Here is a 16,706-nt window from a genome sequence, read left to right on the forward strand (position 1 = left end):
ATCAAACATTTAAAGGTAAGTGTTTTTTGTGAACAAGCTCTCAAAATTAACCTGCACCCGTTGGTAAGTTGCCTTGAAAAGGCATGTATTGATGATGGTTTTACATTGATTTCAATCAAATAAAGGTGATATAAAACGGCGGTCATTATAGGCGGGAATGGAATTACAGTTCTTGTTTATTAAATGTTAAACATTAGCTTTTTTTGTTCCTGTATATTGCCTTGTTGTTAATGTGGTGGCAGTCGAATCCGGTCACCGGTGTCAACCGGGGTGTGACCGACCATTCGGGGACTTCCAATGGAAGCTTTGTCCTTAAAACTTAAAATAGCCGTGCCAATAATCGGTGAGGAAACATCATGATTGCTGAGCATGTGGTAGACCTATCGCGGTTCCAATTTGCCGCGACGGCCCTTTATCACTTCCTGTTTGTACCCCTGACGCTGGGAATGGCCTTCATTCTGGCGATCATGGAGTCTGTCTATGTGATGACCAACAACTCTGTTTACCGGGACATGACCAAGTTCTGGGGCAAGTTGTTCGGGATCAACTTCGCCCTCGGGGTCACCACTGGGCTCACCATGGAGTTTCAGTTCGGTACCAACTGGGCTTACTACTCCCACTATGTCGGCGACATCTTCGGTGCCCCGCTGGCCATCGAAGGGCTGATGGCCTTCTTCCTGGAGTCCACCTTCGTCGGTATGTTCTTCTTCGGTTGGGATCGCCTCACCAAGCGCCAGCATCTGGCGGCCACCTGGTTGATGGCGCTGGGGACCAACCTCTCCGCCCTCTGGATCCTGGTCGCCAACGGCTGGATGCAGAACCCGGTCGGTGCCGAGTTCAACTTCGAGTCCATGCGGATGGAGATGGTGAGCTTTGCCGATCTGGTGTTCAACCCGGTTGCGCAGGTCAAGTTCGTCCACACGGTGGCGGCTGGCTATACCACGGGTGCCATGTTCGTGCTGGGTATCTCCTCCTATTACCTGCTGAAGAGTCGTGATGTGGCCTTCGCCCGTCGCTCCTTCGCCATCGCGGCCGCGTTCGGCATGGCCTCTATCCTGTCCGTGCTGATCCTGGGTGACGAGTCCGGTTACGAGACGGGTGAAGTGCAGAAGGTGAAACTGGCCGCCATCGAGGCGGAGTGGAACACCGAGCCGGCACCGGCTTCCTTTACCCTGTTCGGCATCCCGAATCAGGAAGAGATGCGCACCGATTACGCCATCAAGATCCCCTATGCCCTCGGCATCATCGCGACCCGTTCCCTGGACGGCCAGGTGACCGGTCTGAAGGATCTGAAGAGCGAGCATGAACTGCGCGTGCGCAACGGCATGGTGGCCTATGACCTGCTGACCAAGCTGCAATCCGGTGACAAGTCCGACGATACCCGCGCCCGTTTCGACGAGGTGAAGCAGGATCTGGGCTACGGTCTGCTGCTCAAGCGTTACACCAGCAACGTGACCGACGCGACCGACGAGCAGATCAAGTCCGCCGTGGATGACTCCATCCCGCAGGTGGCCCCGCTGTTCTTCGCCTTCCGCATCATGGTGGCGTGCGGCATGTTGATGCTGCTGCTGATCGGCCTGGCCTTCTATGACAGCACTCGCCACAAGATCGGTGAGCGCAAGTGGCTGCTCAAGGCGCTGCTGTGGGGTATCCCGCTGCCCTGGATCGCCATCGAGTGTGGCTGGTTCGTGGCGGAATATGGCCGTCAGCCCTGGACCATAGCCGAAGTGCTGCCGACCTCGGTCTCCGCATCCAACATTCCTGCGTCCGAGATCTGGTTCTCCCTGATCGGGATCTGCCTGTTCTACACGGTGCTGCTCATCATCGAGATGTACCTGATGTTCAAGTATGCGCGTCTGGGCCCCAGCAGTCTGAAAACGGGCAAGTACCACTTCGAACAGAGCAAGGCATAAGGAGAGGATCTCATGTTTGATTACGAATTATTGCGCTTGATCTGGTGGGTGCTGGTCGGTGTCCTGCTGATCGGGTTCGCCGTCACCGACGGTTTCGACATGGGGGTGGGCGCTCTGCTCCCCTTCGTCGGCAAGAAGGATGTTGAGCGTCGGGTGATGCTCAACACCATGGGCCCGCACTGGGAAGGTAACCAGGTCTGGCTGGTCACGGCGGGTGGGGCACTGTTCGCCGCCTGGCCCATGGTCTATGCGGCGGCCTTCTCAGGCTTCTACATCGCCATGATCCTGACCCTGATGGCGCTGTTCTTCCGTCCGGTCGGCTTCAAGTACCGCTCCCTGCAGGAAGGCGCCAAGTGGCGCAACAACTGGGACTGGGCACTGTTCATCGGTAGCGCCGTGCCGCCGATCATCTTCGGGGTGGCCTTCGGCAACCTGCTGCAGGGTGTGCCGTTCAGCTTCAACCAGTTCCTGATGCTGACCTACCACGGCAACTTCTTCGGTCTGCTCAACCCGTTCGGTCTGCTGACCGGCCTGGTCAGCCTGTTCATGATCGTGACCCAGGGCGCCGCCTGGCTGATGATGAAGACCGAGGGTGAAGTGCTGGCCCGTTCCCGCACCGCCGCCACTGTGTTCTCGCTGTTGACCTTGGTCACCTTCGCGCTGGCCGGTGTCTGGGTCAGTGGCATGGATGGCTATGTAGTGGTCAGCAACATGGCGACCGATGCCGTCACCAACCCCCTGCACAAGGAAGTGGTGGTGCAGGCCGGTGCCTGGATGCAGAACTACAACCTCTACCCCTGGATGATTGCCGCCCCCGTGCTGGGTCTGGTGATGAGCCTGCTGACCGCGCTTGCGGCCAAGCTGGGCAAGGGCTGGATGGCGTTCCTGTTCTCCTCCCTGGCCATCGCGGGCATCATCTTGACGGCGGGCTTCTCCATGTTCCCGTTCATCATGCCTTCCAGCCTGGAGCCATCCCAGAGCCTGACCATGTGGGATGCCACCGCCTCCTTCAACACCCTCAAGGTGATGACGGTCGTCGCGGCCATCTTTGTCCCGACCGTGCTGGCCTATACCATCTGGACCTACATCAAGATGTTTGGCCGGGTGAGTAACAAGCACATCGAAGACAACCAACAATCGCTCTACTAAGAAGGTGCCCTGATATGTGGTATTTCACCTGGATACTGGGTCTGTTGCTGGCTTGCGCGTTTGGGATCATCAATGCGCTCTGGCTGGAACACACCGAGAACCTGGATCGTCAGATCGATGAAAACAAGTGATCGCCTCGCCCGGTTGGCCGCTCCGCTGGAGCGCCAACCCTGGCAAGGAGCGATGCTGGTGGCGGCGACCCTGCTGGCCGTCGCCATCTTGCAGGCCCCCAACCTGATCGCCGCCAACACCAGCGAGCACGGCCTCTGGCTAGCGCCCTGGCTGATGTGGGCGGTCTGTTGCGGGGTGATGCACGGGCTGGGGTTCCACCCCTGCAGCCTGGTCGGTCGTCTGTTGTTTTGCCCCTGGCTCGCCATGCCAAGTCTGTTGTACGGACTCTGGTTGACCAGCGGTTATTTCCTGCCATAACAAACGGGGGAGGCGAGAATTGCTCTGTCTCCCTCTGTCTCCCTCTGTCTCCCTCTGTCTCCCCCTGCTTACCGACCATCGGTTGGCTGCTGTTTTGCTCCCTGGTTTGCCCTGCCAGCCCGTTGCGTGGGCTCCGGTTGACCATGAGCTATTCCCTGCCATAAAAAACGGGAGGAGGTGGGATTTCCCTGTCTCCCCCTGCTTCTTTCCTATTCAGCCCTGCGCTATGATAGCCCCCCATCTGACTGTCGAATGGATCACAGATTTTTATGGGGGAAGTCTCTGAGTTTCCGGTACGTGTCTACTACGAAGACACAGACGCCGGAGGCATCGTCTACAACGCCAACTATCTCAAGTTTATGGAACGGGCTCGTACCGAGTTCCTGCGCGCCGGCGGCATCGAACAGGATGTCCTGCTGCAAGAGGGGCTTGCCTTCGTGGTGAGTCGCACCGAGATCGATTTCCGCTCTGCGGCCCGCTTCAATGAACTACTGACCGTATTGACGCAAATGACTGAAGTGAAACGCGCCTCCATGCGCTTTTCACAACGGATCCTGGCGGCTGATGGACGACTGATCACCCAGGCCATGGTACAGATAGCCTGTGTCAGTCATCCGCATATGAAACCTGTTGCAATACCTGAAAATGTGAAGGGAGTGCTGTTAAGTGCACGCTGAAATTTCGTTTATTGGCCTGTTTTGGCAAGCCAGCCTGTTGGTAAAACTGGTCATGATGACCCTGATGGGTATGTCGGTCGTCTCCTGGGCGCTGATCTTCCAACGCTCCAAGGTCATCAAGGCGGCCAATCTCGCATCGGAGCAGTTTGAGGACAGATTCTGGTCCGGGGTCGACCTCAACCGTCTCTACCAGGAGTCCTCTTCCCGCCGCGATGACATCGAAGGCATGGAAGACATCTTCTATTCCGGCTTCAAGGAGTATGCCCGTCTGCTCAAGGCCGGTGCCCGTGGCCAGGATGCGGTGATGGACGGTACTTATCGTGCCATGAGGGTCTCTCTGTCCCGCGCGGTGGACGAGCTGGAATCCAACCTGCCGGTGCTGGCGACCGTCGGCTCCATCAGCCCTTACATAGGTCTGTTTGGTACAGTATGGGGCATCATGAACGCCTTTATCGCCCTGGGTCAGGTGCAGCAGGCCACCCTGCAGATGGTGGCTCCGGGTATCGCGGAGGCGCTGATCGCCACCGCCATGGGCCTGTTCGCGGCCATCCCTGCGGTCATCTTCTACAACAGGTTCACCAACAAGGTAGAGAAGCTGGAGAACGCTTACGCCAACTTCATGGACGAGTTCACTACCATTTTGAACCGCCAGATTGCTCAACAGCAGGGTGAGAAGTAAATGCAAACCTATCAGCGGATCCGGCGCAAGAAGGTGTGCGAGATCAACGTGGTGCCCTATATCGACGTCATGCTGGTGCTGCTCATCATCTTCATGGCGGTGACGCCGGTGATCACCCAGGGGGTCAAGGTTGACCTGCCCCAGGCGGAATCCGAGCAATTGCCGGAAGATGCCAAGCCCCCCTTCATCGTCAGCGTGAACACCGAGCGGGAGTACGTCATCAAGGCCGGCGAGGCGGATGACGAGCCGGTACCGAGCGGCACCCCGGAGGCGATGCAGCAATACATCACCGAGAAGGCCATGGGCTATCTGGCCATCAACCAGAATGCCCCCGTGGTGGTGGCGGGTGACAAGTCCGTACGCTACGAAGAGGTGATCCTGTTGATGGTCGCGCTCAAGAAAGCCGGTGTGCCTCAGGTTGGCCTGATGACGGATCCGGTGAACTGACGGAGATGGATGTGAAGCGTGGTATTTCCGGTTATCTCATCGCGTCGGTGCTGCTGCATCTGATCATCGGCATCATCCTGTTGGTTGGTGTCGACTTCAGCAAGCCGAAGCGACCCGAGTCGAAGGGCCAGATCGTCAATGCGGTGATGCTGGACAGCGAGTTCCTGGAGCAACAGGCGCAGCAGATCCAGCAGCAGAAGAAGGCGCAACCCAAGGCTGCGCAGCAGCAGAAAGAGAAGGACAAGGAAGACGCCGAACAGGTCAAGCGTGAGCTGGCGCAAGAGCAGGAGCGACTGCGCATCGCCGAGACCAAGCGTAAGGAAGCCGAGGAGGCGACCCGCAAGGCGGAGACCGAGAAGCAGAAGAAGGTAGCCGAGCAGAAGCAGGCGGAGGAGCAGGCACAGAAAGCCGAGGAAACCCGCAAGCTGGACGCCCAGAAGACCAAGCAGGCCGAGGCCAAGCGCGAGCAAGAGGAATTGGCCAAGGCACTGGCGCTGAAGAAAAAGAAAGAAGAGTTGGAGAAGCAGCAGGCCGACGAGAAGGTGAAGGAAAAAGCCAAGGCGGATGCGGCCAAGAAGGCGGAGGCTGACAAGAAAGCCAAGGCCGAGGCGGAGAAGAAAACCAAGGCGGAAGCCGAGAAGAAGGCCAAGGCCGAGGCCGATAAAAAGGCTGCAGACGAAGCTGCCAAGAAGGCAAAAGCTGACGCAGAGAAGAAGGCGAAGGCGGAGGCCGACAAGAAGGCCAAGGTAGAGGCGGAGCGCAAGCGCAAGGCCGCCGAAGAGGCCAAGCTGCAGAAAGAGATGGAAGCCATGATGCAGCAGCAGCTGGAGGCTGAGGCCAATTCCCGCAGTCAGGCCGCCTCGGCGGCAGCCAAGGGTGAGGTCGACAAGTATGCCGCTCTCATCAAGGCCACGGTCGAGCGCTACATGATTTTGGATCCCACCATGCGGGGCAAAACCTGTACTATCGGTGTCAAATTGGCCAGCAGCGGCTTCGTCATTTCGGTGGATAGCGGCCAGGGTGACCCGGCGGTCTGTCGCTCCGGCAAGGCGGCGGTGTTGAAGGCCAATCAGCTACCTGTGCCGAAGGATCCGGCGGCATTCGAGATGTTGAAGGAGTTTAACCTCAAGCTGGAGCCGAGCATCTAAGCGGACTAGCGCGGGGGCATTGAACGTGGTTGGCAGCATCTTGCTGATAAAGGAACTTACCTCTCATTTTTATTGGAATAGAGTACTAAAGCCATGATAAGAAAAGTATTGTTTGCTTTGGTTGGCTGCCTTCTGCTGGGCCAGAGCGCTCAGGCGGCCTTGGACATCGTCATTACCGGTGGGATTGACAGCGCACGCCCCATCGCGATTGCGCCCTTCAAATGGGAAGGCAATGGCCAGCTGCCGCAGGACATCGCCGAGGTGGTCTCCAACGATCTGATGCGCAGCGGCAAGTTCAAGCCGCTGGCCCGTGGTCAGATGCCGCAGACCCCGAGCAGCAGTGGTGAGATCAACTTCGCCCCCTGGGCCTCCCAGGGCGTCGAGGCCGTGGTGGTCGGTACCGTCTCGGCCGTGGGCGATGGCACCTACAAGATCAACTTCGAGCTGGTTGACGTGCTGAAGGGCCAGCTGGCCAAGACCCAGGGTGGGGAAGCCAACGGTTACATCCTCGATAGCCGCATGGCGACTATCCCGGGTGCCCAGATGCGCCAGTTTGCCCACCGCATCTCCGACATCGTCTATGAGCGCCTGACCGGCGAGCGTGGCGCCTTCCTGACACGTCTGGCCTATGTCTCCGTCCAGCAGGGGACCCAGTTCCCGTATCAGCTGCGGATCTCTGACTACGACGGTTACAACGAGAAGACCCTGCTGCGCTCCCGCGAGCCGCTGATGTCGCCGGCCTGGTCGCCGGATGGCAGCAAGCTGGCCTATGTCAGCTTCGAGAACCAGAAATCCGAGATCTACGTGCAGGACATCTACACCCAGCAGCGCAGCCTGATCAGCAGCTTCCGCGGTATCAATGGTGCGCCGGAATGGTCACCAGATGGTCGTCGATTGGCTATTGTTTTGTCCAAAGATGGGCAGCCTGATCTCTATGTCATTGATGTGGCAAGCAAGCAACTCACTCGAGTCACAAATAACCGCACCATAGATACCGAACCCTCCTGGTTGCCGGATGGCCAAACTTTGATGTTCACCTCTGAACGTGGTGGCAAACCCCAGATTTATAGCGTAAATTTGGCGACTGGCGTCACTCGCCGGATGACCTGGGAAGGGGATTCCAACCAGGGGGCATCCATCACGCCGGACGGCAAGTCCATGGTGATGGTGACCCGGGTTCAGGGACAATATCGCATCGCTCGTCAAGATATGGAAAGCGGGGCCATGTTGGTACTGACTCAGAGTGCTCTGGATGAGTCGCCAAGTGTGGCTCCCAATGGCAGCATGATTATCTATGCCACCATCTATCAGGGTCGCAAGAGCCTGGCTTTGGTATCGACCGACGGTCGTTTCAAGGCAGTGCTCCCGACCAGTAGCGGTGAAATTCGTGCACCAGCTTGGTCGCCCTTCTTGAATTGATAAAAAAAATCGATTGTTTTTTGTTTTGTTATAAAGGTTTAAGGAAATAGCATGCAACTCAATAAACTGCTCAAGGGTCTGGCCATCGCACTGCCACTGTTCACCCTGGCTGCCTGTAGTTCTTCTTCCGACTCCGACGCCGCTGGCGCCGAGTCTGGCATGACCGACGGCATGGGCGGTGTACAAACCGGTGGCGCCAACGGCATGTTGTCCCCGGAAGAGCAGATGCGTCAGAAGTTCGAAGCTCTGCAGCGCGACAACGTGATCTACTTCCCGTACGATGGTTACGACATTCAAGGTCAGTACGCCGACCTGCTGGATGCCCACGCCAGCTACCTGCGTGAGCGTCCGTCCGTCAAGGTGTTGATCGAAGGCCACGCCGATGAGCGCGGTACTCCGGAATACAACATCGCTCTGGGCGAGCGTCGTGCCAAGGCCGTTGCCAAGTATCTGCAAACCCTGGGTGTGCAGGCTGAGCAGCTCTCCATCGTCAGCTATGGCGAAGAGAAGCCGCTGGACATGTCTCATACCGAGGATGCCTTTGCCAAAAACCGCCGTGCGGTTCTGGTTTACTAAGGTTTGATCCGAATGAAATTCGTGTTTAAGCAAGCGGCCATTTCGATGGCCGTTTTATTTGCACTGAACGCTCAGGCGGCCGCGCCGGTGAGCGACCTCAGTGGCGATAGCGGCGGTGTGGTCCTCAGCGGCAACAACGGCGCCATAGTGCCCACGGGCAGCCTGGAAGACCGAGTTGCCTTGCTGGAGCGCACCCTCAATGCCCGTTTGCGTCTGCAGGCCGAGCTGCAGCAGCAAGTCGACTCGCTGCAAGGGGAAGTCTCCGAACTGCGTGGTCAGCTGGAGCAGCAAACCTATCAGATGGAGCAGTCGCAAGAGCGTCAGCGCCAGCTGTATCAGGAGCTCGACAAGGTGGCCAACAGCCAGCCTGCCGCTGCGTCTGCAGCTTCCGCTGCGGCCGCCCCGGCTCCCGCAGCTGCGGCCAACTACTCGACCAATCAGGACGAGAACCAGGCCTACGATGCTGCCGTGAACATGGTGCTCAAGGAGAAGAACTACGACAAGGCCATTCCCGCCTTCGAAGGGTTCATCAAGCAGTACCCGAGCTCCAGCTACGTGCCCAATGCCCATTACTGGCTCGGCCAGCTGATGTTCAACAAGGGTGACAGGAGTGGCGCCGCGGCCCAGTTCTCCACGGTGGCGAACAAGTACAGCAAGTCGCCAAAGCGGGCCGATGCCCTGCTGAAACTCGGCATGCTGGCACAGCTCGACGGCAAGAAAGCGGAAGCCAAGACCTTCTATGAACAGGTGATCAAGGGTTACCCCAACACCTCGCCGGCCCAGCTGGCCAAGCAGAGCCTGAGCAAGTTGTAGTATTGCTGTAGGTCACTGTTTTCGTAACAGTCTTGTAAATACGACGGCGCTTTGTATGCGCAGTGAACAAACAGATTTAATTTAAGAATTTTCTATTGCGCCAGGATGATAAATCCGTAATATAGGCCGCCGTCAGAGCCGGTGCAGTAATGCAGTCGGACCTGGTCGTGGTGAGGGTCGTTAGCTCAGTCGGTAGAGCAGTTGACTTTTAATCAATTGGTCGCTGGTTCGAATCCAGCACGACCCACCATTTCTTCACTCAGGGTGAAGACAGAATTCCCAGGTCGTTTAGCTCAGCTGGGAGAGCACCTCCCTTACAAGGAGGGGGTCACTGGTTCGAGCCCAGTAACGACCACCAGTTTTGTAAGTAAAGCGTTAGAGCTGTTTGCCGAAGGTGAGCAGTGTCAGGTGAAGGTGGGGGTCGTTAGCTCAGTTGGTAGAGCAGTTGACTCTTAATCAATTGGTCGCTGGTTCGAACCCAGCACGACCCACCAATCTGGCAACATAGAATCCCAGGTCGTTTAGCTCAGCTGGGAGAGCACCTCCCTTACAAGGAGGGGGTCACTGGTTCGAGCCCAGTAACGACCACCACTTTCTTGAAATAGAAAGAAAAAATGATACAGATGGGTCGTTAGCTCAGTCGGTAGAGCAGTTGACTTTTAATCAATTGGTCGCTGGTTCGAATCCAGCACGACCCACCATCATTTAGCCTTATCCCAGGTCGTTTAGCTCAGCTGGGAGAGCACCTCCCTTACAAGGAGGGGGTCACTGGTTCGAGCCCAGTAACGACCACCAGTTTGTAAAAATGATATAGATGGGTCGTTAGCTCAGTCGGTAGAGCAGTTGACTTTTAATCAATTGGTCGCTGGTTCGAATCCAGCACGACCCACCATCATTTAGCCATATCCCAGGTCGTTTAGCTCAGCTGGGAGAGCACCTCCCTTACAAGGAGGGGGTCACTGGTTCGAGCCCAGTAACGACCACCAGTTTGTAAAAATGATACAGATGGGTCGTTAGCTCAGTCGGTAGAGCAGTTGACTTTTAATCAATTGGTCGCTGGTTCGAATCCAGCACGACCCACCATCATTTAGCCTTATCCCAGGTCGTTTAGCTCAGCTGGGAGAGCACCTCCCTTACAAGGAGGGGGTCACTGGTTCGAGCCCAGTAACGACCACCAAGTTTGTAAAAAATGATATAGATGGGTCGTTAGCTCAGTCGGTAGAGCAGTTGACTTTTAATCAATTGGTCGCTGGTTCGAATCCAGCACGACCCACCATCATTTAGCCATATCCCAGGTCGTTTAGCTCAGCTGGGAGAGCACCTCCCTTACAAGGAGGGGGTCACTGGTTCGAGCCCAGTAACGACCACCAAGTTTGTAAAAAATGATATAGATGGGTCGTTAGCTCAGTCGGTAGAGCAGTTGACTTTTAATCAATTGGTCGCTGGTTCGAATCCAGCACGACCCACCATCATTTAGCCTTATCCCAGGTCGTTTAGCTCAGCTGGGAGAGCACCTCCCTTACAAGGAGGGGGTCACTGGTTCGAGCCCAGTAACGACCACCATATTTCGAGCCGATCGCTTGTGATAGAACGTCAAGAGCCCGCAGCATAGCGGGCTTTTTTGCATCCAGCGCCTGCCGGCCACCGGCGCGGCCGAGAAATTCACGAACCTATTTAGGCACTTGTATCTCGCCAGATTTGTTGGTGGGCTTGCGCTCGGCTTCTGGTTATAATTTTTGCCTTTCCAAGCGTTGATGGAACAGTCGCAATGAGCAATGCACTGAGCAGTGTCCCTCCGGCTATCGAGATGGACTACCCCTTTCCGGCCAAGCCGGCTCCGCTGACCAGCGAACAGAAAGCGGCCCTGATCACCGAGATCAAGGCCCTGCTCGAATCGCGTCAGGCGGTACTGATAGCCCACTATTATACGGACCCCGAGATCCAGGCGCTGGCCGAGGCCACGGGTGGCTTCGTCGGTGACTCCCTCGAGATGGCGCGCTTCGGCCGGGATCACGCGGCCCAGACCCTGATCGTGGCGGGGGTGCGTTTCATGGGGGAAACCTCCAAGATCCTGAGCCCTAACAAGCGGGTGCTGATGCCGACCCTGGAGGCGGAGTGTTCCCTCGATCTGGGTTGCCCCATCGACCAGTTCTCCGCCTTCTGCGATGCTCACCCCGATCACATAGTGGTGGTCTACGCCAACACCTCGGCGGCGGTCAAGGCGCGCGCCGACTGGGTGGTGACCTCCAGCATTGCGCTGGAGATCGTCGAGCATCTCGACAGCCAGGGTCACAAGATCATCTGGGGCCCGGACAGACACCTCGGGGCCTACATCGAGAAGCAGACCGGGGCCGAGATGCTGCGCTGGCAGGGTCACTGCATAGTGCACGACGAGTTCAAGGCCAAGGCCCTGCGCGAGCTCAAGGCCCAGAACCCGGACGCGGCCGTGTTGGTGCATCCGGAGTCACCGGCCTCGGTCATCGAGCTGGCCGATGCGGTGGGCTCCACCAGCCAGCTGATCAAGGCGGCGAGGGAGCTGCCCCAGCAGATGCTGATCGTGGCCACCGATCGCGGCATCTTCTACAAGATGCAGCAGGCCTGTCCGGACAAGGAGATGGTCGAGGCACCGACCGGGGGCGATGGTGCCACCTGCCGCAGCTGTGCCCACTGCCCCTGGATGGCGATGAACGGCCTGGTGGCGATCAAGGAGGCTCTGACCGATGGTGCCGAACGCCACGAGATCCTGGTCGATGAAGCGCTGCGGCTGAAGGCGTTGATCCCGCTCGATCGGATGCTGAACTTTGCCGCCGAGCTCAGGCTCAAGACCCAGGGCAATGCCTGATCCATTAAGGCATCGCATGTAGAGAGGGCACCCAATGGGTGCCCTCTCTTGTTATTGCTGTCGCTCGCAGCAGGGGCACATGGCGCGCCGCGGTTCCCTGGGATCAGATGATCACGGTGGAGAGGCTGTGTTCCTCGCCAGCGGCGACCGTGACACCGGCCTCATCGGTGATGGCGGTCTCGACACAGAGCATGGTGCGATAGCCGTCATCGCTCATGTCGGCCATGGCGGTGGCTCCTTCCAGCCAGGGGGTCCACACCACCACGCTGTCGTGATTGCCGCTGGTCACCCCGATGCGATGATCCCCATCCTGGACGACAACTGTGGTCTCTGCGTCCAGATAGATGCGATCCAGGGCGCCTGAGAGCGTCAGGGAACCCTGTTGCTGCGCGTGCTGGCCGCCGACCACCTTGTCCAGGTAGGGTTCGCCCAGACCGGTCACGCTGACGGCCTCTGGCGCGCTTATCTGCAGATAGGTATGCAGGGCTCCGCTGTAGACGAGGGGTTCCTGCCCGGTGTTGCGGGTGGTCAGCACCAGGGAGAGCTCCTTGCCGACCAGCACATCCAGATCCAGCTCGAAGGGGTGGGGCCAGAGGGTGCGGCTGGCATCGCTGTCGGTCAGGGAGAGGTGCACCAGAGTGCCCTCCTCGTGGTCGGAGACGCCATCCAGCGTCCACAGGCTGGTGCGAGCGAAGCCATGGGCAGGCTTGCCGCTGCCAACGCGCGCGGGGGCGGGGCCGAACCAGGGCCAGCAGAGCGGAATGCCGCCGCGGATGGGCTTGCTGCCATCCAGCACGGCCTTGTCGCTGAGCCAGAGGGAGGCGGGCTCGCCGTGGCGCTGATAGCTCAGCACATGGGCGCCAAACAGGCTGATCTCGGCCTTGGCGTAACCATTGTCGATAGAGAGCAAGGGTTGGCCCGTCTCGTGGCTGAGGCTGCAGTGGGCGGTCAGAGTGCGTGTCGGTTGCATGAAGACTCCTGTGCTCGCGCACATTCAAGGAAGAGGTCGGCGGATCCAGAATACAAAAAGGCGGCCAATGGCCGCCTTTTTTCAAGCTACTTGATTGCGCATCCCAAATTACTTGGAGATGTGAGCGATCAGGTCCAGAACTTTGCTGGAGTAGCCCATTTCGTTGTCGTACCAGGATACAACTTTAACGAACTTGTCGTTCAGTGCGATACCAGCTTTGGCATCGAACACGGAAGTCTGACGCTCACCCAGGAAGTCAGTGGAAACCACTTGATCTTCGGTGTAGCCCAGCACGCCCTTCATGGAGCCTTCGGAGGCTGCTTTCATGGCTGCGCAGATTTCGGCGTAGGTAGCGGCTTTCTTCAGGTTGACGGTCAGGTCAACAACGGACACGTCCGGAGTCGGTACGCGGAAAGCCATACCGGTCAGTTTGCCGTTCAGTTCCGGGATAACGACGCCAACAGCCTTGGCAGCACCGGTAGAGGACGGGATGATGTTCTGAGCCGCACCGCGGCCACCGCGCCAGTCTTTGGCAGACGGACCATCAACGGTCTTCTGGGTAGCAGTGGTAGCGTGGACGGTGGTCATCAGGCCGGATTCGATACCGAAGGTATCGTTCAGAACCTTGGCGATCGGGGCCAGGCAGTTGGTGGTGCAGGAAGCGTTGGAAACGATGTCCTGGCCAGCGTAGGTAGAGTCGTTAACACCCATGACGAACATCGGGGTAGCGTCTTTGGACGGGCCAGTCAGTACGACTTTCTTGGCACCGGCAGCGATGTGCTTACGTGCAGTCGCGTCGTCCAGGAACAGACCGGTGGCTTCGGCAACAACGTCAACACCGATGGCATCCCACTTCAGGTTTGCCGGGTCACGCTCAGCGGTAACACGTACGGTTTTGCCGTTGACAACCAGGTTGCCGTCTTTGACTTCAACGGTGCCATTGAAGCGGCCGTGAGTGGAGTCGTACTTCAGCATGTAAGCCATGTAGTCAACGTCGATCAGGTCGTTGATACCAACCACTTCGATGTCGTTGCGCTCAGCGGCCAGACGGAAGACGAAACGGCCGATGCGGCCAAAACCGTTAATACCTACTTTGATAGTCATAATTGGTTACCTAACTGTTCAGTAGTCAAAGAAAATTCCGTTTGTAAATTTACTAGAACTCACCCGTGAGTCAACCAACAATCTGCGCGAAATTGCGCTATATCATGAAAAACTGTGAAATTTATTTTCGGTTTATGTAACTGACTACCAACTTTTGTCGAAAGTGTCATCGGCTGGTTCGCGTCACAGAGATCAACAATAGTGCCTGTCTGGTCACACATCCAGCCAGGGAGATATGTAAAAATGTGCGCGGTTTAGCATGGCCAAAGAGCCACTGTTCAAGTACCACCCATAAAAATTAATCATATAGATAGAATCCACAGCGGGAATTCTCAAACTATGACCACCCTGATTGAACAGCTGGCTGCCGCCAAAGGTATCGCCAGCGAGTATGTTGATGCCTGGGGCCAGCCGGCTCTGGTATCCGAAGAGAGCAAGGCCGCCATGCTCGGCGCCATGGGTTACCGCGTCGATGACGAGGCCGCCCTGAGCGAGCAGCTTGAGCAAGAGCATCGCCAGCACTGGTTGCGTCCACTGGATCCCGTGATGGTGGTGCGCAGCGGCGAACCCATCAGCCTTGAAGTCCGTCTGCCCATCGAGTTCGTCAACGACGCCCTCCACTGGCAACTCAGCCTGGAGCAGGGCGCGCTCCTGACGGGCCAGATCACGCCGATCGAGGGTGAACTGGTCGGCGTCGCCGAATTTGAAGAGATGGAGTGCCAGGCCTATCGCGTGGCGTTGGCGGTGCAGCCCGAGCTGGGCTATCACCAGCTGACCCTGCTGGAAGAGGGCAATGACGAGCCGCTGGCCAGCATGCGCCTCATAGTCGCCCCCAAATCCTGTTACAAGCAGGCTCCCATTGCCAACGGCCGCAAGGTGTGGGGCCCGAGCGTGCAGCTCTATTGTCTGCGCAGTCGCCACAACTGGGGCATGGGGGACTTCAGCGATCTCGGCCAGCTGGTTGAGAAGGCTGCCGCCTGGGGGGCCCACTTCGTCGGCCTGAACCCCATCCATGCCCTCTATCCGGCCAATCCGGAGAGCGCCAGCCCCTACAGTCCCTCCTCCCGTCGCTGGCTGAATCTGGCCTACATCGACGTGGAGGCGGTGCCCGAGTTTCTGGCCAACGACAGCCTCAAGGCGGAAGTCGCCAATCCGGCGTTCCAGCAGCACCTTGCCGCCCTGCGGGCCAAGGAGAGCGTGGACTACACCGGTGTCATCGAGACCAAGCTCGGCATCCTGCGCCAGGTGTTCGACCAGGCCAGCCTGGGTGCCGTACGCCAGGCCGAGTTTGAGCGTTTCGTGGCCGCCGGCGGCGACAGCCTGCAACAGCAGGCGGCGTTCGATGCGCTGCAGGCGCACTTCTATGCCAAGGGCGAAAACGCCTGGGGCTGGCCGGTGTGGCCCGATGCGTTCCGCGATTATCACAATCCCGAGGTGGCGGCCTGGATAGCCGATCACAGCCAGGATGTGAACTTCTATCTCTACCTGCAATTCCTGGCGGACGAGCAGCTGGCGCAGGCGGATGCCCGTGCCAAGGCGGCCGGCATGGTGATGGGGATCTACCGGGATCTGGCGGTGGGTGTCTCCGAAGGATCCACCGAGATCTGGGCCAACCGGGATCTCTACTGCCCCAAGGCCTCGGTCGGCGCGCCGCCCGACATCCTGGGCCCGCTCGGTCAGAACTGGGGCCTGCCCCCGATGAACCCGAGCCAGCTGTTTGAGGCGGCCTATCAGCCGATGGTGGACCTGTTCCGTGCCAACATGCGTTCCTGCGGGGCGCTGCGCATCGACCACGTGATGGCCCTGCTGCGTCTGTGGTGGGTACCGCCCGGAGAGTCCGCCGCCAAGGGGGCCTACATTTATTATCCGGTCGACGATCTGCTGGGGATACTGGCGCTCGAATCCCACCGCAATCAGTGTCTGCTGATCGGGGAAGATCTCGGCACAGTGCCGGAAGGCATAGACGTTACCCTCAAACAGAACGGCGTGCACTCCTACAAGGTGTTCTTCTTCGAACGCTCCAAGGCCGACGGTGGCTTCATCTCGCCGGCGCACTACACCGAGCAGGCGATGTCGGCGCTGACCACCCACGACATGCCGACCCTGAAGGGGTTCTGGCATTGCGACGATCTGGCGTTGGGTCGCGAGCTGGGATTGTATCCGGATGAAGACGTTCTGAAGACACTGTATGCTGATCGTCATCAGGCCAAGCAGCGGATCCTCGACAGCCTGCATGCCCATGGCGTCATCTCTGGCAACATCAGCCATGATGTGAACTGGGTCGGCATGAACACCGAGCTCAACCATGGCCTGCAACTGCACATGTCCCGTGGCAGTTGCGCCCTGTTCAGCACCCAGCTGGAAGACTGGCTGGAGATGGACAAGCCGGTCAACGTGCCGGGCACCAGTTACGAGTACCCGAACTGGCGTCGCAAGCTCTCGAAGGATCTGGAAGATATTTTTGCCGATGAGGCACTCAAGGTGCTGGCAGGCAAGATGAGCCAGGCCCGTGATGAGGCCAGTCGTTGAGCCACTGTCGC

At 58.2% G+C, this 16,706-nt stretch carries 15 protein-coding genes and 14 tRNA genes; 27 read left to right on the forward strand and 2 right to left on the reverse strand.

All coding sequences use genetic code 11. From position 1 onward, the window contains the following. Positions 1-356: 356 nt before the first annotated feature. The 26 genes from cydA (at position 357) to nadA (ending at position 12,092) form a co-directional block, all read left to right on the forward strand. Entirely contained in the window at positions 357-1,913 is a 1,557-nt protein-coding gene (gene cydA / locus EL255_RS03535) for a cytochrome ubiquinol oxidase subunit I (protein WP_042653367.1), read from the forward strand. A 12-nt stretch (positions 1,914-1,925) separates the two neighbouring features. Beyond that, complete coding sequence (gene cydB / locus EL255_RS03540; protein WP_042653368.1) at positions 1,926-3,062, forward strand: cytochrome d ubiquinol oxidase subunit II; 1,137 nt, start codon at positions 1,926-1,928, stop codon at positions 3,060-3,062. 14 nt (positions 3,063-3,076) lie between these two features. Further along, positions 3,077-3,193: a cytochrome bd-I oxidase subunit CydX gene (gene cydX, locus EL255_RS03545; RefSeq protein WP_033130708.1), complete on the forward strand. Its 117-nt coding sequence runs from the start codon at positions 3,077-3,079 to the stop codon at positions 3,191-3,193. Continuing rightward, on the forward strand, positions 3,180-3,491 hold the full coding sequence (locus EL255_RS03550) for a cyd operon YbgE family protein (RefSeq protein WP_042653369.1): 312 nt from the start codon (positions 3,180-3,182) through the stop codon (positions 3,489-3,491). Before cydX ends, EL255_RS03550 begins: the two co-directional genes overlap by 14 nt. A 269-nt stretch (positions 3,492-3,760) precedes the next feature. Continuing rightward, positions 3,761-4,168: a tol-pal system-associated acyl-CoA thioesterase gene (gene ybgC / locus EL255_RS03555; protein ID WP_042653370.1), complete on the forward strand. Its 408-nt coding sequence runs from the start codon at positions 3,761-3,763 to the stop codon at positions 4,166-4,168. After that, positions 4,158-4,847 carry a protein TolQ gene (gene tolQ / locus EL255_RS03560; protein WP_042653371.1) on the forward strand — a complete coding sequence of 230 codons (690 nt, stop codon included), beginning with the start codon at positions 4,158-4,160 and terminating at the stop codon, positions 4,845-4,847. The genes ybgC and tolQ overlap by 11 nt, the downstream gene beginning before the upstream one ends. Beyond that, positions 4,848-5,294 carry a protein TolR gene (gene tolR, locus EL255_RS03565; protein WP_042653372.1) on the forward strand — a complete coding sequence of 149 codons (447 nt, stop codon included), beginning with the start codon at positions 4,848-4,850 and terminating at the stop codon, positions 5,292-5,294. It abuts the gene before it with no gap. A 5-nt stretch (positions 5,295-5,299) separates the two neighbouring features. Beyond that, positions 5,300-6,442, forward strand: a complete 1,143-nt coding sequence (tolA, locus tag EL255_RS03570) for a cell envelope integrity protein TolA (protein WP_042653373.1) — start codon at positions 5,300-5,302, stop codon at positions 6,440-6,442. Positions 6,443-6,535: 93 nt separating this feature from the next. Continuing rightward, positions 6,536-7,861, forward strand: a complete 1,326-nt coding sequence (tolB, locus tag EL255_RS03575) for a Tol-Pal system beta propeller repeat protein TolB (RefSeq protein WP_042653374.1) — start codon at positions 6,536-6,538, stop codon at positions 7,859-7,861. A gap of 51 nt (positions 7,862-7,912) precedes the next feature. After that, positions 7,913-8,437, forward strand: coding sequence for a peptidoglycan-associated lipoprotein Pal (gene pal / locus EL255_RS03580; protein ID WP_042013644.1), 525 nt, complete (start codon positions 7,913-7,915; stop codon positions 8,435-8,437). Positions 8,438-8,449: 12 nt separating this feature from the next. After that, positions 8,450-9,250: a tol-pal system protein YbgF gene (gene ybgF, locus EL255_RS03585; RefSeq protein WP_042653375.1), complete on the forward strand. Its 801-nt coding sequence runs from the start codon at positions 8,450-8,452 to the stop codon at positions 9,248-9,250. A gap of 174 nt (positions 9,251-9,424) precedes the next feature. Then, positions 9,425-9,500: transfer RNA gene (locus EL255_RS03590), tRNA-Lys, on the forward strand. 32 nt (positions 9,501-9,532) lie between these two features. Further along, a tRNA-Val gene (locus tag EL255_RS03595) sits at positions 9,533-9,608 on the forward strand. 60 nt (positions 9,609-9,668) lie between these two features. After that, positions 9,669-9,744 (forward strand) — tRNA-Lys (locus EL255_RS03600). 21 nt (positions 9,745-9,765) lie between these two features. Beyond that, a tRNA-Val gene (locus tag EL255_RS03605) sits at positions 9,766-9,841 on the forward strand. Positions 9,842-9,875: 34 nt separating this feature from the next. After that, a tRNA-Lys gene (locus EL255_RS03610) sits at positions 9,876-9,951 on the forward strand. Between the two features lie 18 nt (positions 9,952-9,969). Further along, a tRNA-Val gene (locus EL255_RS03615) sits at positions 9,970-10,045 on the forward strand. A 21-nt stretch (positions 10,046-10,066) separates the two neighbouring features. Next, positions 10,067-10,142: transfer RNA gene (locus tag EL255_RS03620), tRNA-Lys, on the forward strand. Between the two features lie 18 nt (positions 10,143-10,160). Next, positions 10,161-10,236: transfer RNA gene (locus EL255_RS03625), tRNA-Val, on the forward strand. 21 nt (positions 10,237-10,257) lie between these two features. Beyond that, positions 10,258-10,333, forward strand: a tRNA-Lys gene (locus EL255_RS03630). Between the two features lie 18 nt (positions 10,334-10,351). Beyond that, a tRNA-Val gene (locus tag EL255_RS03635) sits at positions 10,352-10,427 on the forward strand. A 23-nt stretch (positions 10,428-10,450) separates the two neighbouring features. Then, positions 10,451-10,526: transfer RNA gene (locus EL255_RS03640), tRNA-Lys, on the forward strand. Between the two features lie 18 nt (positions 10,527-10,544). Next, positions 10,545-10,620: transfer RNA gene (locus EL255_RS03645), tRNA-Val, on the forward strand. A gap of 23 nt (positions 10,621-10,643) precedes the next feature. Beyond that, a tRNA-Lys gene (locus tag EL255_RS03650) sits at positions 10,644-10,719 on the forward strand. Positions 10,720-10,737: 18 nt separating this feature from the next. Further along, positions 10,738-10,813 (forward strand) — tRNA-Val (locus EL255_RS03655). A 205-nt stretch (positions 10,814-11,018) separates the two neighbouring features. Continuing rightward, complete coding sequence (gene nadA, locus EL255_RS03660; protein ID WP_042651300.1) at positions 11,019-12,092, forward strand: quinolinate synthase NadA; 1,074 nt, start codon at positions 11,019-11,021, stop codon at positions 12,090-12,092. Positions 12,093-12,195: 103 nt separating this feature from the next. On the opposite strand, the gene EL255_RS03665 is transcribed toward nadA, so the two are convergent. Further along, positions 12,196-13,062: a D-hexose-6-phosphate mutarotase gene (locus tag EL255_RS03665; RefSeq protein ID WP_042651299.1), complete on the reverse strand. Its 867-nt coding sequence runs from the start codon at positions 13,060-13,062 to the stop codon at positions 12,196-12,198. A 108-nt stretch (positions 13,063-13,170) separates the two neighbouring features. Beyond that, complete coding sequence (gene gap, locus EL255_RS03670; RefSeq protein ID WP_042651298.1) at positions 13,171-14,166, reverse strand: type I glyceraldehyde-3-phosphate dehydrogenase; 996 nt, start codon at positions 14,164-14,166, stop codon at positions 13,171-13,173. Positions 14,167-14,505: 339 nt separating this feature from the next. Here gap and malQ point away from each other — a divergent pair, with 339 nt between their 5' ends. Next, a complete protein-coding gene (gene malQ / locus EL255_RS03675; RefSeq protein ID WP_042651297.1) occupies positions 14,506-16,695 on the forward strand; it encodes a 4-alpha-glucanotransferase in 2,190 nt (729 codons plus the stop codon). Positions 16,696-16,706: the final 11 nt, after the last annotated feature.

The sequence above is a fragment of the Aeromonas encheleia genome, from assembly GCF_900637545.1.
Classification (GTDB): domain Bacteria; phylum Pseudomonadota; class Gammaproteobacteria; order Enterobacterales; family Aeromonadaceae; genus Aeromonas; species Aeromonas encheleia.

What these genes read in the sequence shown, in the direction of transcription:
- tolR (WP_042653372.1), top strand. Translation starts at nt 4,848, where the DNA reads ATGCAAACCTATCAGCGGATCCGGCGCAAGAAGGTGTGCGAGATCAAC.
- cydA (WP_042653367.1), top strand. Translation starts at nt 357, where the DNA reads ATGATTGCTGAGCATGTGGTAGACCTATCGCGGTTCCAATTTGCCGCG.
- gap (WP_042651298.1), bottom strand. Translation starts at nt 14,166, where the DNA reads ATGACTATCAAAGTAGGTATTAACGGTTTTGGCCGCATCGGCCGTTTC.
- tolA (WP_042653373.1), top strand. Translation starts at nt 5,300, where the DNA reads ATGGATGTGAAGCGTGGTATTTCCGGTTATCTCATCGCGTCGGTGCTG.
- cydB (WP_042653368.1), top strand. Translation starts at nt 1,926, where the DNA reads ATGTTTGATTACGAATTATTGCGCTTGATCTGGTGGGTGCTGGTCGGT.
- pal (WP_042013644.1), top strand. Translation starts at nt 7,913, where the DNA reads ATGCAACTCAATAAACTGCTCAAGGGTCTGGCCATCGCACTGCCACTG.
- EL255_RS03550 (WP_042653369.1), top strand. Translation starts at nt 3,180, where the DNA reads ATGAAAACAAGTGATCGCCTCGCCCGGTTGGCCGCTCCGCTGGAGCGC.
- tolB (WP_042653374.1), top strand. Translation starts at nt 6,536, where the DNA reads ATGATAAGAAAAGTATTGTTTGCTTTGGTTGGCTGCCTTCTGCTGGGC.
- ybgF (WP_042653375.1), top strand. Translation starts at nt 8,450, where the DNA reads ATGAAATTCGTGTTTAAGCAAGCGGCCATTTCGATGGCCGTTTTATTT.
- cydX (WP_033130708.1), top strand. Translation starts at nt 3,077, where the DNA reads ATGTGGTATTTCACCTGGATACTGGGTCTGTTGCTGGCTTGCGCGTTT.
- nadA (WP_042651300.1), top strand. Translation starts at nt 11,019, where the DNA reads ATGAGCAATGCACTGAGCAGTGTCCCTCCGGCTATCGAGATGGACTAC.
- malQ (WP_042651297.1), top strand. Translation starts at nt 14,506, where the DNA reads ATGACCACCCTGATTGAACAGCTGGCTGCCGCCAAAGGTATCGCCAGC.
- EL255_RS03665 (WP_042651299.1), bottom strand. Translation starts at nt 13,062, where the DNA reads ATGCAACCGACACGCACTCTGACCGCCCACTGCAGCCTCAGCCACGAG.
- ybgC (WP_042653370.1), top strand. Translation starts at nt 3,761, where the DNA reads ATGGGGGAAGTCTCTGAGTTTCCGGTACGTGTCTACTACGAAGACACA.